This is a genomic window from Psychrobacter sp. T6-6 (assembly GCF_052258185.1).
In the GTDB taxonomy this organism is placed as follows: domain Bacteria; phylum Pseudomonadota; class Gammaproteobacteria; order Pseudomonadales; family Moraxellaceae; genus Psychrobacter.
On sequence record NZ_JBQQEX010000001.1, the window covers coordinates 565,415 to 580,764 of the forward strand.

General features: G+C 46.1%; 19 protein-coding genes. All 19 read left to right on the plus strand.

The features are described 5' to 3' along the window. Positions 1–4 precede the first annotated feature (4 nt). The 19 genes from ACTXGL_RS02410 (at position 5) to ACTXGL_RS02500 (ending at position 15,346) form a co-directional block, all read left to right on the plus strand. Positions 5–1,750, plus strand: a complete 1,746-nt coding sequence (locus tag ACTXGL_RS02410) for a terminase large subunit (protein ID WP_443524601.1) — start codon at positions 5–7, stop codon at positions 1,748–1,750. 1 nt (position 1,751) lies between these two features. Beyond that, entirely contained in the window at positions 1,752–2,987 is a 1,236-nt protein-coding gene (locus tag ACTXGL_RS02415) for a phage portal protein (RefSeq protein WP_443524603.1), read from the plus strand. Next, positions 2,980–3,726, plus strand: coding sequence for an HK97 family phage prohead protease (locus ACTXGL_RS02420; protein WP_443524604.1), 747 nt, complete (start codon positions 2,980–2,982; stop codon positions 3,724–3,726). The genes ACTXGL_RS02415 and ACTXGL_RS02420 overlap by 8 nt, the downstream gene beginning before the upstream one ends. A gap of 77 nt (positions 3,727–3,803) precedes the next feature. After that, a complete protein-coding gene (locus ACTXGL_RS02425) occupies positions 3,804–5,051 on the plus strand; it encodes a phage major capsid protein (RefSeq protein ID WP_443524606.1) in 1,248 nt (415 codons plus the stop codon). Positions 5,052–5,145: 94 nt separating this feature from the next. After that, the gene (locus ACTXGL_RS02430; protein ID WP_443524607.1) at positions 5,146–5,454 is read left to right on the plus strand and encodes a head-tail connector protein; all 309 of its coding nucleotides are present in this window, start codon (positions 5,146–5,148) and stop codon (positions 5,452–5,454) included. 1 nt (position 5,455) lies between these two features. Next, positions 5,456–5,788 carry a phage head closure protein gene (locus tag ACTXGL_RS02435; RefSeq protein WP_443524608.1) on the plus strand — a complete coding sequence of 111 codons (333 nt, stop codon included), beginning with the start codon at positions 5,456–5,458 and terminating at the stop codon, positions 5,786–5,788. Continuing rightward, a complete protein-coding gene (locus ACTXGL_RS02440) occupies positions 5,781–6,197 on the plus strand; it encodes an HK97-gp10 family putative phage morphogenesis protein (protein WP_443524610.1) in 417 nt (138 codons plus the stop codon). Before ACTXGL_RS02435 ends, ACTXGL_RS02440 begins: the two co-directional genes overlap by 8 nt. Positions 6,198–6,214: 17 nt before the next feature. After that, positions 6,215–6,574 (plus strand): tail completion protein gp17, encoded by a 360-nt coding sequence (gene gp17 / locus ACTXGL_RS02445; RefSeq protein ID WP_443524612.1) that lies wholly within the window; start codon positions 6,215–6,217, stop codon positions 6,572–6,574. A 21-nt stretch (positions 6,575–6,595) separates the two neighbouring features. Then, complete coding sequence (locus tag ACTXGL_RS02450; RefSeq protein ID WP_443524614.1) at positions 6,596–7,018, plus strand: hypothetical protein; 423 nt, start codon at positions 6,596–6,598, stop codon at positions 7,016–7,018. Positions 7,019–7,090: 72 nt separating this feature from the next. Further along, positions 7,091–7,456: a hypothetical protein gene (locus tag ACTXGL_RS02455; protein WP_443524616.1), complete on the plus strand. Its 366-nt coding sequence runs from the start codon at positions 7,091–7,093 to the stop codon at positions 7,454–7,456. Positions 7,457–7,518: 62 nt separating this feature from the next. Then, the gene (locus ACTXGL_RS02460) at positions 7,519–7,785 is read left to right on the plus strand and encodes a phage tail assembly protein T (RefSeq protein ID WP_443524618.1); all 267 of its coding nucleotides are present in this window, start codon (positions 7,519–7,521) and stop codon (positions 7,783–7,785) included. A 61-nt stretch (positions 7,786–7,846) separates the two neighbouring features. Beyond that, the gene (locus ACTXGL_RS02465) at positions 7,847–8,233 is read left to right on the plus strand and encodes a surface-adhesin E family protein (RefSeq protein ID WP_443524619.1); all 387 of its coding nucleotides are present in this window, start codon (positions 7,847–7,849) and stop codon (positions 8,231–8,233) included. A gap of 268 nt (positions 8,234–8,501) precedes the next feature. Beyond that, positions 8,502–8,705: a hypothetical protein gene (locus ACTXGL_RS02470; RefSeq protein WP_443524621.1), complete on the plus strand. Its 204-nt coding sequence runs from the start codon at positions 8,502–8,504 to the stop codon at positions 8,703–8,705. Between the two features lie 24 nt (positions 8,706–8,729). After that, positions 8,730–12,044 carry a M23 family metallopeptidase gene (locus ACTXGL_RS02475; RefSeq protein ID WP_443524622.1) on the plus strand — a complete coding sequence of 1,105 codons (3,315 nt, stop codon included), beginning with the start codon at positions 8,730–8,732 and terminating at the stop codon, positions 12,042–12,044. Positions 12,045–12,096: 52 nt separating this feature from the next. Then, on the plus strand, positions 12,097–12,489 hold the full coding sequence (locus ACTXGL_RS02480; protein ID WP_443524624.1) for a hypothetical protein: 393 nt from the start codon (positions 12,097–12,099) through the stop codon (positions 12,487–12,489). A gap of 57 nt (positions 12,490–12,546) precedes the next feature. Further along, complete coding sequence (locus ACTXGL_RS02485; RefSeq protein WP_443524625.1) at positions 12,547–12,888, plus strand: phage tail protein; 342 nt, start codon at positions 12,547–12,549, stop codon at positions 12,886–12,888. A gap of 9 nt (positions 12,889–12,897) precedes the next feature. Further along, complete coding sequence (locus ACTXGL_RS02490) at positions 12,898–13,770, plus strand: pyocin knob domain-containing protein (protein ID WP_443524626.1); 873 nt, start codon at positions 12,898–12,900, stop codon at positions 13,768–13,770. A gap of 2 nt (positions 13,771–13,772) precedes the next feature. After that, positions 13,773–14,585, plus strand: a complete 813-nt coding sequence (locus tag ACTXGL_RS02495) for a phage minor tail protein L (protein WP_443524628.1) — start codon at positions 13,773–13,775, stop codon at positions 14,583–14,585. Positions 14,586–14,596: 11 nt separating this feature from the next. Then, positions 14,597–15,346, plus strand: a complete 750-nt coding sequence (locus tag ACTXGL_RS02500; protein WP_443524629.1) for a C40 family peptidase — start codon at positions 14,597–14,599, stop codon at positions 15,344–15,346. The last annotated feature ends 4 nt before the right edge of the window (positions 15,347–15,350 follow it).

Below are 15,350 nucleotides of genomic sequence, written 5' to 3' on the forward strand. Positions count from 1 at the left end.
AAATATGTCAGATGCTATTGCCTACGCTAATATCGCGACGCAATACGCAACAGATGTAGTCGATGGCACTATCGATGCGTGCGTCTATGTACGCCAAGCATGCCAACGCCACCTGACAGACCTCAAGCGCGCTGACAATGAATCAGGGTTTGAGTTTGAATTTAACAGTCAGCTTGCTGCAAAAGCTTGTCGTTTTATAGAGCTACTGCCACACGTTAAGGGCGAGCTGGCAAACAAGCGTGAATTAATACTGCTTGAGCCTTGGCAAATATTTATTATCGCCAACTTATTTGGTTGGGTCGATTTCGATGGTAAACGGCGCTATCGCTATGCGTACGTCGAAGTACCTCGTAAAAATGCTAAATCAACATTGGCTGCTGGTATCGGCTTATACCTATGCTTTGCTGATGGGGAGATGGGCGCGGAAGTTTATTCGGCGGCCACCACTCGTGACCAGGCACGCATTGTATTTGAAACCGCACAAAGTATGGTGCGAAAACGTCCTGATATGCAAAAGGCTATGCGCATAGAAGTGACTGCACACGCTGTCAGCTCTATTGCCACCACATCAACATTCAAAGCCGTCAGTCGTGATTACGGGGGCAACTTGGACGGTCTGAACGTGCAAGGCGCTATCATTGACGAACTGCATGCGCATAAATCAAACGACACGTACGAAGTCATGGCAACAGGCATGGGTGCTCGTGAGCAGCCCTTGCTATTCGCAATCACCACAGCTGGGTTTATCTTAGATGGTGTTTGCTACGAGCAACGCACTTTGGTCGCCAAGGTTTTATCTGGTCTTGAATCACATGACCGTTACTTTGGCATTATCTACACGATTGACGATGCTGATGATTGGCGCGACCCAAAGAGTTGGCGCAAAGCAAACCCAAACTACGGTGTTTCGGTTTATAAAGCCGCGCTCGAAGCTGAATACCAACGCGCTGCTGTTAGTCCTGATGCTCAAGCTGACTTTTTAACCAAGCATTTATGCGTTTGGGTTGCTGCTCGCAGCGGTTGGCTCAACATGCAAGACTGGGACGATGCTACCGACAAAACATTGAAAACCGAACAGTTTAAAAACTACCCATGTTTTGGTGGTCTTGATCTGGCATCCAAAGTTGATTTAGCATCGCGCGTTAAGTTATTTGTCAAAAAGATAGACGGCGAATCATATTATTACTTGTTTGCAAATTTTTATATCAACCGTGCACAGCTTGACAACCCTAACAATCCAAATCAAAAACGATTTATCGAATGGGAACGCCAAGGGTGGTTAACTGTCACTGATGGAAATATCACAGACTTTGAGCGCATTGAGCGCGACATTGTTGATGACGCAGCAAATTATGATATGCAAGAAACGGGCTATGACCCTTTTAATGCCACGTATTTAGCAATGCGGCTTAATGAACAAGGCATCAACATGGTTGAGGTGCCGCAGCGCGTTGCTTACCTTAGCGAACCTATGAAGCATTTACAGGCTCTCTTAACGTCAAAGCGTGTGCACCACGATGGCAATCCAATCTTACGATGGTGTATGGGCAACGTCACTGTCAAAAAAGACGCAAACGATAACATATTCCCTCGCAAGGAATCAGACGCCAGTAAAATCGACGGTGCGGTGGCTGCAATCATTGCCACCAACCGTGCTCAGTACTACGACGAAACTGGCGACTTGCCAAGCCAAGATTTTGAGACACAACTATCTGACTACTTAACCGATTTTGTAAGCTTCAGGGGATAACATGGCACTCATACAAACCGTCGCCGCATGGTTTGGTTACGCGCCGCGTGACCCCGTGGACGGCAATCAAAACACTACTCGCACTGTCACAAAAACCGCTAAGCCAGTCACCTTTGATACAGCCATGACCGTTACAGCGGTCTTTGCATCAATCAGACTGCTCGCTGAAACCATTGCTAGTATGCCTATTGATTTATATAGCAAAGACAAGGATGGGTATTTAGACGCCAAAGCAGATCATGACGTTATGAAACTGCTGAGATATAAACCCAACAAACGGCAAAACCGCATTGAGTTTATGGAACAACTGATGCTCAACTTGGTCAGTGACGGCAACGCCTACGTCAGAATTACACGCGTAGGAGATAAAAACACTCGCATTCTTAGTCTAGATATTATCAACTCATCGAATATGACGGTCATCTTGAAAGATGACGTTCTCACTTACCGGCACCAGATCACATCAGCTTTCAGCCGTGATTTTAAAGAGTCTGATATTTGGCATGTCAAGCTATTCGGTAACGGCGTAAAAGGACTATCTCCGCTGCAACATGCTGCCAAAGCCGTTGCTGTGGCAGATGCCTCAGACGACAAAGTAACCTCACTCATGCGTAATGGGGCTAAGCCAACTGGCGTACTAATGACCAAAGGCAGCCCTGATGCAAAACAACGCCAAACACTTCGCGATGAAATGGGCGAACTAACCAGTGGTGATGAAACCTTTATGCCAGTGTTACCACTTGATATGAAGTTTGAAGCCATTAGTTTGACGCCTAGTGACATTGAATTGTTGGCCACACGCAGATTTAGCTTAGAAGAGATTGCGCGTATGTTCGGTGTGCCTAGTATTTTGATTAACGACAGTACGCAGTCTAGCAACTGGGGCAGCGGCATCTCAGCAATCATTGAAGCGTTTCATAAATTCAACTTGCGACCCTACCTTGAGCGCCTTGAATTATCAATGTTGACCACACTAATACCGCGTAAAGACTGGGAAAAATACCAGTTTGAAATTGACGCTGATGCTATTTTGCGATCAAGTCGAAAAGAGCGTGTCGAGATGTATAACACCGAGATTACATCTGGTCAGCGGACGCCCAACGAGATACGCCGTGCTGAAGGCTGGAAGCCACAAGAAGGTGGCGACGAACTCTATATGCAGCTGGGCTTTGCGCCTCTTAATGTTGTCGCTAAACAATCTTCACTAGACCAAACTAAGGATACCAGCAATGAATAAACACTCACTGCAAACGCTGCACTGTCGCGATGGCCGCAGTGAGCTGCTGCAATCTGTTAGTACGCGCCGTATGCCCATCATCGATACAAAGATACGGTTTGCTGAACCTGACAAAGACGGCGTTGCTACTTATACATTTGAAGGCTACGCGGTTAAGTGGGATAGCATCAACTTACATGGCGAAAAATTCGCCCGTGGTGCCTTCGCTGATATGATCAGCGCTGTCAACAACAGCGAAAAAACCGTGCATATGTACTACAACCACGGTTGGCGCAACATGTTTGATACCAATGCAGCCATGCGTGTTGGTCGATGGGTAGAGTTTGAAGAGGATGATATCGGCTTACGTGTCAAAGGCGAACTCACTCAAGGATTACCGTTGGCTGCTGCCGTCGCCGCAATGATGCGCCACCTTACTGTTGATGGCTTATCTATTTGCTTTTATAACCCTACTGAAATGGATCGTGAGGAGCAAGACGGGCACCTCTTAATCAAACGCGCAGATTTATTTGAAATCAGTGTCGTTGATGAGCCAAGTGACCGCAGTGCTCGCATCAACCGCCAAGCAGAAACAATTAATAACTTAGCTGATGAGCGCGACGCATGCGACATGCTGACCAAGCTAGGACTTGATCAAGCCGACGCACGCCACTTTATTACCAAACTCGACAGCATCATGGGCACCAGCGCTGATGATACTAGCAAAGACGATGATCCCTTTGCATTTTTAGACAAGTAATCCATCTTCTCAACCTCAATCAAACCCTAAACAATGCTACCAATCGGTAGCTATTTTTTTGCCTAAAGGAAAATATTATGCGTGATTTTAAAACTGCTGCAATCGCTGGTGCTATGTCTGGCATGGGTGTTATGACCCGTGATGCTAGCGGCACGTCTAAAGATGAATATGAAAAACTCGCTGGTCAGCTTAGAACTCGCTTGGCCACACTCGATGATCTGATTGAAAAAAAGCAAAAAATACTGGATGAAAACAAAGACGATCCTGAAACGCGCGATGCTATCGCTGAACTCCAAAAATCAGCTGAAAGCGTTAATGATTTGTCAGCCCGCTTTGAAGAGTTCGAACAAAAGATGGTACGCGGTGTCCAAGACGGTGAGCTTGATGCCAATAGCATCGGTGGCCTACTCTCTCGCAATGAAGGCTTATCGCAAGAGATTAAGGCAATCAAGCAGTCACGCGGTAAAGTGCAAATTGATGGCGTCTCAACCCGTAACACAGTAATGCTAGGTAGTATCAATACCGCAGGTGATATCAACGATTCAAAAATGGTCGGGGCTACTGAAAACCCGCTGACCATCGTTAATATGATTAATTGGATACCAACTACTGTACCGCTTATCCCTTATGTCCGCGAAAGCGCTGTTGATTTTATGGCAGATATCGTCGCTGAGGGCGAATTAAAGCCTGAATCAACGCTTGCGTTTGGTCCTGATTCATTAGAAATTGACGTTATCGCGCATTGGATACGTGTCAGTAACCAAGTGCTAGCCGATGCTCCTGCACTGGCTGCGTATATCGAAGGTCGTATGTCTTACGGCTTGCGCTTAAAACTTGAATATTTGGTCATCAACGGCGATACCAAAAGCTTCAAAGGCTTGATGAAAGCTGGTAATAGCTTGACTATTGTCGCCAATGACAACGCTATCGATACTATCAGTACTGCTAAAGCAAAAGCTTACGCTAACTTTTTGCCACCTGAGACCGTCATTCTAAACCCAGAAGACTGGGCGGCCATCGAACAGGTCAAAGGCGACGACGGTCATTATATCTTTGGTTCGCCAGGCTCTGCGGTACAGCCGATCCTTTGGGGTCTCAAAGTTATGCAATCACCAGCTATGCCAGCTGGTAAATTCTGGTCAGGCAATATCACGATGGCAACTGAAGGCTATATTCGCCAAGACGCTACTGTTGAGCTATCTACTGAAGATGGTGACAACTTCCGTAAAAACTTAGTAACTATTCGCGCTGAGATGCGCGCTGCATTCGGTGTTGTCATGCCTGATGCTGCTGTGACAGGCGACCTAGTTAACGTCGGACCGTAAGATTAGATAATTATTAGTTAAAACGTTTCTCCTAGCTGCTGGTGGCGCGTCTACCAGCGGTCTTTTTTATCCTAACTCAATATAGGCATCATCTATGATCACTGCATCTATCACGCTTGAACAAGCCAAATCGCACCTGCGCGTCACACATGAGATAGATGATACGTATATTGCGGGGCTTATCCCTACATCATTTCAATTAATCGCTGATGAGCTGGACCGAGAGCTGACCGAGGATATCTGTTTGACACCATCTGGCCAGTTATCTGAATCATTACGTCACGCCGCGCTTCTTGTCATTGGTGATTTGTACCAAAACCGCGAGGCGCAGCAAAATGAGCAGCTGCACATGAACCACGCGCTCGATAGATTGCTGAATAAATATCGCAAGATGGGAGTGTGACATGGCAAAAGTCAGCCGAGGCAAACTTGATACACCCATCGGAATATTAAGAGCGACTACCACTCAAGACGACTATGGCGCTGTGATCTCCACCTTTGCTCAAGTCAGTCAAACCTTTTGTGAATGGCTGCCACTATCTGCAAATGCTGTTATCCAAGCGCATACAGAGGGCATGACGATCACTGCCAAATTACATGTGGATTTACAGACGGATATTAACCAGACCGACAAAATAGAAAATCTGAATGATAGCCAAATCTTTGATGTCATTACGGTAATGCCCGTCCCTACTGACAATAAGAAGATCATTATATGTAAGGTGTCTAATGTCTGATGATTTAATGAACGTTGAGTTTGAAGTGCTCGGGCTCAGTGAGCTAGATGACGCTTTGGCAGAATTGACCCTAATCGCGCAGAAAAAGACGCTCGAAGGCGCTTTGATGAAAGGTGCACTGCCAATCATGAAAGATGCCAAGAAACGCGCACCCAAAGATGAAGGCGATTTGATAAAAGCAATTGGGCGACAGCGCATTAAAAATGCAGATATGCCGTCAGTCACCGTCAAGATTAAGAAATCCCGCAAAAACCCTTATCCATTCTATTGGCATTTTAAAGAATACGGCACCAGCAAAATGGCAGCGACTCCCTATCTACGACCCGCTTTTGAACAGAACGTCGAGCTCGCTATCAAATTATTCAGCGAAGAGCTGACCAAACGCATCGATAAACTGACTCAAGACTAATGATATGAGCGACAAACATGGACGCATCCAAACTCATCAGATCAGTACTAAACCCTTTGGTCGACGGCCGCGTTTACCCATTGAAAGTCCCAGAAGCCGCCGCCGAAACAGTAAAGGGCAAGCCTTATATTATTTATACACCAATAACTTCTATCGATGTGACCACCAACGAGGGGCACACTGGACACGAGCGTGTGCCTATCCAAATCGACGTGTACGCACCTACTTATGGTGAAGCCGACGACACTATGAAGCTGGCACTAAAGAAAATAAGCGATGAGATAGAAGGCGCGGCTTTTGGTGGCCGTGGCCCATTCCCTGACCCCAACCTGTACCGCCAGACTACTGATATCCGTATCTGGGGCACTATATTTTAATCAAACAAAAGGAATACCGTTATGGCCAAAGAAGACATCGTTGATAGCTTCTATCGATTGAATATCGACTTAGATGGTACCGGCACTACATTCACCAAGATTTCACTCTTGCAAGAGTGTGCGCCGCCAACCGCTGAGAAGACCAGCGATACGATCACCGCAACTGACGACCAAGAAGAGGTCGAAGTCGTTGTAGATTTTAAGAAAAACTCACAGATTGATTTTGAAATCGTCTATGACCCAACCGACCCTACTCACCAAAAGCTTGATGAGATGTGGGAAAGCAACAGTTATGCAGATTTTGAGTACGAGTTTGTCAAACTCATGCGCACGAAAGCTTTTACCGGACAGCTTATGAAATGGAAAGAGATGACCGATAAAGAGAAAAAACTGCGCATGCAAGGCACACTGACCGTCTCAAATATCATCGCAACCACCGTATAAGCATCGATAAATGAAGCTGACAGCACTGTTGGCTTCACTCTCCCTACCCACTGAACATTTTAGGATAAAAACATGTCAAAGCAACTAACCGCGGCTCTCATCTCTGCCAGTGTCGCAGAGCTACCGTCTGGCTATATCACTATGCCCCACCCGCATCTGGATGGCGATATCAATGTCAAAATTCATACGGTCGCCGAACGTGAAGAGTTCGAAAAAAAAGCATACTACTCTGATAGCGAACTTAAGCAATACCCACAGCGCGCTGTAACGTTTGCTTATGCGGTCGTAGATGATAAAGGCGAACGCTTATTTACTGACGAACAGATTCCAGAAATTAGCAAATGGCCAGCATATATCACGGTACCGGTGCATCAGAAATACAACGAGCTTAACAATATCGGTCCTGAAAAAATTGAGGCTGCCGCAAAAAACTCTTAAGCCGTCCCAATCGACGCTTCCTGTTTAAACTTGCTTTGCAGCTTGGCAAAACAGTCGCTGAATTGTCAGCGACTCTGTCAAACGATGAGCTCGTTGAGTGGATGGCTTACTACAGATTTGACCCTTGGGGTGGCTATCGTAGCGACGTGCAGACAGCCAGATTAGAGGCCGCAGCTTGCGGGTTCAAAGGGAATCTATCAGAAATACTGGCATTTGACCCTGATCCACTCCCACCCGATGAGATAGAACGTCGAGAACGGTCGGCACAAATCGCTAAATTAGAACGTGAAACTGCTCAGATGGCAGCAATGTTTGATATTGCTGAATAATTGCCCAACCTTTGCTGATAGGTTATAGTAAGTTTTTTCAAGTTATCTATAAGGGTTGGGTATGGGAATTAAGCATATATTAATGATTACTGCATTATTGGCTACCAGCACTATATCTATAGCTGAATCTAGTGATTGGGTAAAATTGAATGAAAATGAAGCTGGCAGTTTGTATGCTATGCCGCAGTCTATTTCTAAAGACGAGCTTGGGAATAAGTTGATTTGGCTCAAAGCTGTATATCATGAACCAAGAAATCGCGTTAAAAGCTTTAAATCTTTATATGTTTTTGATTGTGATATTAAGAAGCAAGGTATCAGCCATTCTATTGAGTATGATAAAAATGAGAGAGTCATTAATGAAGAAAGCATACCTAGCGTTATGGCACCAGTTCATACTCTCAATCCAGACGGCTTTTCCTATAAGCTTATGCAATCCATGTGTAAATAGTCAATGAAATATTCGCCTAAGAAGAAACTACCCATGCAGCAGCTTAACTGGGCGCAAGTATGGATAAATAACCTCATAGAAAACAACCAGTGGTGCCAATGCACTGCACCCCCTTACGGTTATTACGTATATTTGAATTTAGATTTTTAAATATCAAAAGCTCATTAAGTAATGGGCTTTTTATTATCAACCCACTGCTCAATGATTTGAAACTCCAAAAAAAGCCCTGTCAGAAATGATAGGGCTTTTTATTGTCTGGGATTTAACTATGAATATTTATCTAAGCTTCACTACTATTTTAACTATAGCTTTCATGAGTGGCTTAACTGTGGGTGTGGTTGTTTACCGCATTATTACAGCCCCAATGAGAAACAAAGATCGAATAAGTCTTGATGAAATGCGCATTTCTCTTGATAGGTTTGAAAAACGTAATCGTCCACCACCGCCGCTACCCAGAAGTCCAAATAAATAAATTATAAAATAAGTGGAGAAAACTATGGCAGTCTTATCCCGTCTTGAGATTATTTTGGCTGCCAACTCTGCCAGTTATACTCAATCCATCGCTGATGCACGATCGCAGACTAAAATAGCATTCAGTGATATGCGCGAATACGCGAATAAAATGGGTCCTGCTGTCAGTGCCTCTATTGGCGCAGCCGCAGCAGCCACCACTGCGCTGGTAGTAGAGCAAGTAGTACTAGCTAACGAGCTACAAGCCACCGCCAATGTCGCCAATTCATCTATCAAAGAAATACAACGCTATACCGTTGGCACTAAAAAAATGGGTATCGAACAAGATGCCCTAGGCGCTATATTTCAAGACACGTCAGACAAGATAGGTGATTTCCTATCGACTGGCGGTGGTGGTATGGCCGACTTTTTTGAAAACATTGCTCCACAAATCGGTGTCACTGCTGAGCAGTTCCGAGAGCTATCAGGCCCTCAAGCATTACAGTTATACTACGACAGCCTAGAGCGCGCCAATATCGGTCAAAACGAAATGACCTTTTATATGGAAGCCATGGCCAGTGACGCAACAATGTTGATACCACTGCTTGCTGATGGCGGAGCAGGGTTCGACGTCTGGGCAAGCGCTGCTGCCAATGCAGGCGCTGTGATGGATGAAAAAACCATTCGCGCAACCAAAGAGTTACAAGCGACCACTGATCTGCTAGAGCTATCTGTCGATGGCGCCAAGACACAGTTTGTCGCTGGATTCATACCCGTACTCAGTGACGCTGCTGGTGAATTGGTAGGCACTGCACACGCCGCAGACACTGCTAGATTGGCAGGTGAAAACCTTGGTAATGGTCTAAAATCTGTCTCAAAAATCGGTGTTGGCGTTGTCACTGTATTTGAAAGTATCGGTACGGCCCTTGGTGGATTCGCTGCTGGTGTTGGGCAACTCGGCAATGGCGTAGATTGGGACAGCCCTTTTGCATTTTTCCAGATGGGTCAAAACTTCTTAGACAACAATCAATCTGCCGCGCAAATCTTTGCACAAGTCCCAGCGGATATATCCAAACTATGGCTACAATCTGCTGATCAATTAGACCGTATCGACAAGCTAGGCACTGGCACAGCAAGCCAGACCATAAACTCAGTGATTGACCTAAACGAGCGCCAGGCTGAACTCAATCGCACGCTCAGCATGACCGGTCAGCAGTATCAAGCCCAGCAAGAAGCTGCTGAAGCATCAGCTAAGGCGTTAGAAAAGTCCACTAAAGCCACTGAAAAACAAGCTGCTGCTCAAGCACGACTGGTGGGCATTGCAGGCAATAGTGGTATTGGTACAGGGTCACACATTGATATACGCTACGCCAGCGGTGATGCACGACGTGGCTCCAAACCCACTCAAGATCATATCAATCGATTTGAAGTCAACGGCAAATCACTTGGCAGCCTAAGAAAAACAAGCGATTTTAATCTCAATCGCGTACATCCTGTAAGCGGTAAAGTAAAACCCCATTACGGCATCGATTATGATAGCGAAATTGGCGATAGCATCACGACCAAAGTACCTGTCAAAGACGTAAAAGCGTGGTATGACGGCAACGGCGGCGGGTATGTAACGACGGTAACCTTCGCCGATGGTGTAAAAATGAACCTTTTACACCAGACCGCAGCATCTAAAAACATCAAAGGCGGCGCAAGCGGCGGTAGCAAAAACCCCTACTCCCAAGCACAGGCGCAAGCCAATCAGTTGCTAGAACGTGAAAGCGCTCAAGCTGCGCGTATCGCAGAACAAGCCGCTGCCGAACAAGCGCGCATAGCTGAGCAGCAAGCCAACCAGCGCGAAGCCATCCGTCTTGAGTATGCGAATGAAGTTGTTCGTATTGAGATGCAACTTGCTAAGAAAATCGAGAAAATCAACGCAAGTGGCTTTAATGAAGACGAGCGCATCGCTTTTGTTAAAGACGCTGAGCAACGCGCCGCCATTGACATCGCAAATTACGAAGATACGCAAGCCAAGAAACTCGCGTCTTTTGGTGACTTTGCCCGTTCTGAACGTGACATGATCGCTCAAAATGCCATGTATCGAGCAGCACAAGTCGTTCGTGATGCTGAGATGACAGAGGACGCGCGCAATCAAGCGCTAAATCTAATCAAACAAAAGGCCCAATACGAACTTAACCAGCTTGATTTGACGCATGACCGCGAGATGCAATATGCCCAGCAAGCTGAGCAAACAGATGCTGAACGCATACGCAATCAGTACGCGCTTGAACGCCGCGAAATCCAACTAACCATCAACATGGATGAGCAGCTGCGCAAGGCAAAGATTGACGCACTCAATCAAGCTGAGCAATTGGCACTTGATGAGCGTCGCTATGCGTTTGAGAGTGAGTTACGTCAGTTAACTAACGTCGGTCAGTCAGAGCTTGCTGCTTTACGTCAAGATTATGCTAATCAACGACGTATGCTTGATGCCCGAACTGATATTGATGATGGTCAAAAATCTGATCTGCGTAATGCAATGGCCGGTGCTCAGATATACGATACTAACCAGATGCAGAAAAGCAGCCGTGACAGCTTTGGTGCACTGCAAGCTGAAATGAATGGCACGAGTCAGAACTACGCATTAGCCCAGCAGTATCAAAGTCGATTGGATAAGATCCAAGACGCTTTAGATAATGAAGTCATTGCTGTAAAACAAGCTGAAAAGGCTAAGTATGATTCGCGTCTAGCGTTTGAGACCGCAGCCACTCAGCTGACTATCACTAGCGCCGCAGCTGTTGCGGGTAATATGGCAAGTTCGTTTAAGACAATACTTGGTGAGCAGAATACATTTTACAGAATCAGCTTTGCCGCTCAGCAATCATTTGCGATGGCGTCCGCTGGTATTAACATGTACAAAGCATGGGGTGATGCAATGGCGGAGGGTGTCACCCTGAGCCAAAAATTTGCAAGCGCTGCAACTATTGCTGCTGAGTTTGGTAACATCATCAGTGCTGCATCAGCAATGACTTTGGATCTACCAGGGTATCAAACGGGTGGGTACACTGGTAACGCACCAGAAAATCAAATTGTTGGATTCGTTCATGGTCGCGAGCATGTCAGTGATGCGACTACCACACGCCGCTATCGTCCAGAGCTTGAAGCAATGAGTAACGGCACATATGAGCGTCGGTCCAACACACCCAATGTCAATGTTAGTGTGACGGTAACTATGGATGGCAAATCATCTGTACAGTCTGACAGTCAGTATGGCAAACAAATCGGACAAGGACTGGCAGCAGTCGTAAGTAGTGAAGTCACCAAAATGATGCGGCCCAATGGCATGTTAGACAGGCAGTACGCAAAGCGTTAGACGCTAGCAACAAAAGTCGGTATTATGATATTTTTCTAATATTGAGGACATCATGATTAAGACTTTATTTGCAGTGGCTGCTGTCGTCACGCTCAGCGCCTGCTCGACTAAGCCCGCAGTCAACCCAACGACCGTTACACCTAGCTTGTATAGTGCACCAACGACAGGGTCTGTACCCGTCACCATTACTCGTGATGGTGGTATTATTGGATCAGCGTGCGGTATTAATGTGCGCGTCGATGACAATCAGGTTGCAAAACTACGTGCATCTCAGTCGGTATCGTTATTTATACCCGCTGGTCGCCATATCTTCTCTATCCAAACGGGTAATATGTGCGGCGGTGTGCGCGATGCCATCGATGTCACGCTAAAACAAGGCGAACCAAAAAAGTATCGCATTGGATCAGATATGGGCAGCAACGTACAGCTACTGCCAACATTATAAACTACTTCAAATTAACCATAAGCCCACTTAATCGTGGGCTTTTTAGTGGGCAATGATATGGCAATCAAAACATTTAACTGGCAAATGGACATGGGCGCAGCGCTTGATACCCAATACCGAGTGAACCGTACACAGTTCGGAGATGGCTACGTTCAGCGCACGTCATCTGGCATCAATAATAAAGTCAAAAACTGGTCAGGCACCAAGACTGGAGACTTGGAGACGGTCATCAAACCAATCGAAGCATTTCTTGATGAACATGCAGGCGTCAAACCTTTCCTATGGACAGACCCGCATGGTAATACAAAACAATACACGTGTGCCGGCGCATCAACGCCTCAGCGCAAAGGCAACTTTTGGCAAATCACACTCAATTTTGAGCAATTTATGAGTGTTTAGGAGATATTTATGGCTATTCAAATTCCAAACCCCGGAACGGGTAACGGCAACACAGGTGATAATGAGTTTGTGATGTGGACTAAAGTTAAAGATAATTTTAACAATCAGACCCATGCTGCGAGTCGGTTGGTAGGTACAGAAGACGAGCAAATCCCTTCGTCTAAAGACACATTTAAAGCTGCTTTCCGAAAAATACAGCAGCTTACAGATGTTTCCGCAAATATAAATAGTATCGATAGCGGTGTTATCGGCTTATTTAGCGCATCGGCAACAAACGCTCCACCTCCCGACGCAGGTGAGCAGTTTTGGATTATCAGCACTATTGCGACATACTTAAGCAATAAAATTCAGATTGCATATGGTTATAATACCGCAGTAATAATGACTCGCTCTTTTTCTAGTTCAACATGGTCGAAATGGCTCAATGGCGGTACGAATCCAAGAAATTATAAGATTACAACAGCCGCAGGTGCTAATGTTGTCGTCATAGCAACTGGTGAGTTGCAGCGCTCAACATCATCTGAGCGTTATAAGGACATCATCGCTGATCTAGAGCTTGATGATGTGTCTTATGCTAATGCTATGCAGCTTGCACCGATTGTCTATCGCTCAACTGCTGATGCTGATAATCCTGAATATCATTACTACTCTTTTAGTGCTGAAGCTCTGGGCGCATATGACCCTGCGTTTGCGCTTTGGCGTGAGACAGAAACTGTGACCGACGCTGAAGGAAACGTCACTGAGCAGCCCCTTGACGAGCGACAAGCCGAGGGTATCAACCTAAACGCTATTGTCGCCTTTTTGCACGCCACAAACGTCAAGCAAGGCAAGTTGATTAGCGCATTAGAGGCTAAGGTCACGGCACTAGAAAAAGAGGTGTAATCATGCTCGAATCAGACTTACAGAAACTAAGTGTCACAGGGCTTGTCACGCTTTACGAACTTGATGCGACAAGCCTCGGTGCTGGCATAATGCGGTGGCATGGTCACATCTCGTTTGAGGACTGGCGATATCTATTTAAGTTTGCAAACAAAGCCGAGTTTGCAGACAGCAGTTACCAAGTAACTAATACTGGCACAGAGACCGTCATTCATCGTGACATCATCTGGCAGGGTCAAACCTATACACCAGTCAGCATACAGACTGATGGTCTTGAGATACGCGGTGACGGTACACCTTCCACCCCTAGCCTTGTCATGGGCAATAATATTGACGGTATCAATGGCGCTGTGACTGCGTTATGCGCATTTTATAGTGACTTTGTCGGTGCACAGCTCCGTGTAATACACGTACTTGCTAAGCATATAGACGCTGAGAACTTTAGTGCAGGCAATCCAACTGCGGACGCGCAGCAGTACACAGACCAGTACTGGACTGTCAATCAAAAAACCCACGAATCGCTTAGTGATCAAGACAGCTCAGTGGCGTTTGAACTATCAACACCTCTCACCGCACAGCGTAAGCAAATCCCTAGCCGTACCATTACAAAATACTGTGATTGGGCAGTCAAAGGTAAGTATCGCGGTGAATCCTGTGGTTATACGGGTACCGCAATATTTACAGCAGACGGTACACCTACTGATAATCCTGCGTTGGATAAATGCGGTGGCTGCTTAACGGATTGTAAACTGAGATTTGGTGAGCATGAGCCGCTGTCATTTGGTGGATTCCCCGCAGCATCACTACTAGGGCGCTGACAAGGACTGATATGTATATATTAAAAGACACACGCGCAGCGATATTCAATCATGCAGCCGCTTGCTATCCCAGTGAGTCCTGCGGTGTCATCGTCAACCGTGAATATATCGAATGCCAAAATATAGCGGATAGCGACAGCGAGTTTATTATCAATCCACATGATGTGGTCCGCGCTGAATCTATTGGTAAGATTGAGGCAATCGTCCATAGCCACCCAGATGGCAGTACCAAGCCCAGCACGTTTGACAGACTGCAAATGCCTAATCATGGGCTACCGTGGGTTATCGCAAGCTACCCTGACATTGATATAAAAGTCCACCAGCCTACTGAGTACATCGCCCCGCTTATCAATCGCGAATATATCCACGGTGTGCTTGATTGCTATAGCATTGTACGCGATTACTATACGCGCGAGCTGAATATTAAGCTCGATAACTTTGAGCGCACGGACCGCTGGTGGGAAGATTCGAGCAGCCAAGACTTGTACATCGATAACTTTAAATCGCAGGGCTTTGTCCAAGTCAGCGAGTTGCAGCGCCATGATGTAATTCTGTGCCGAGTACAGCCAACTGCTCATGTCAATCACGCGCTTATCTATCTCGGTGATGATGGACAGCTAGTCTCTGAGCAATCAGAGCCAGTCATCGCGGATCATTTGGTCTTACATCACCCGTACCGCCGTCGGTCACGACGTGAGATATACGGTAACGTCTGGCAAGAGCGAGCCACCATCATTGTGCGACACAAATCATTAATGTGAGGTC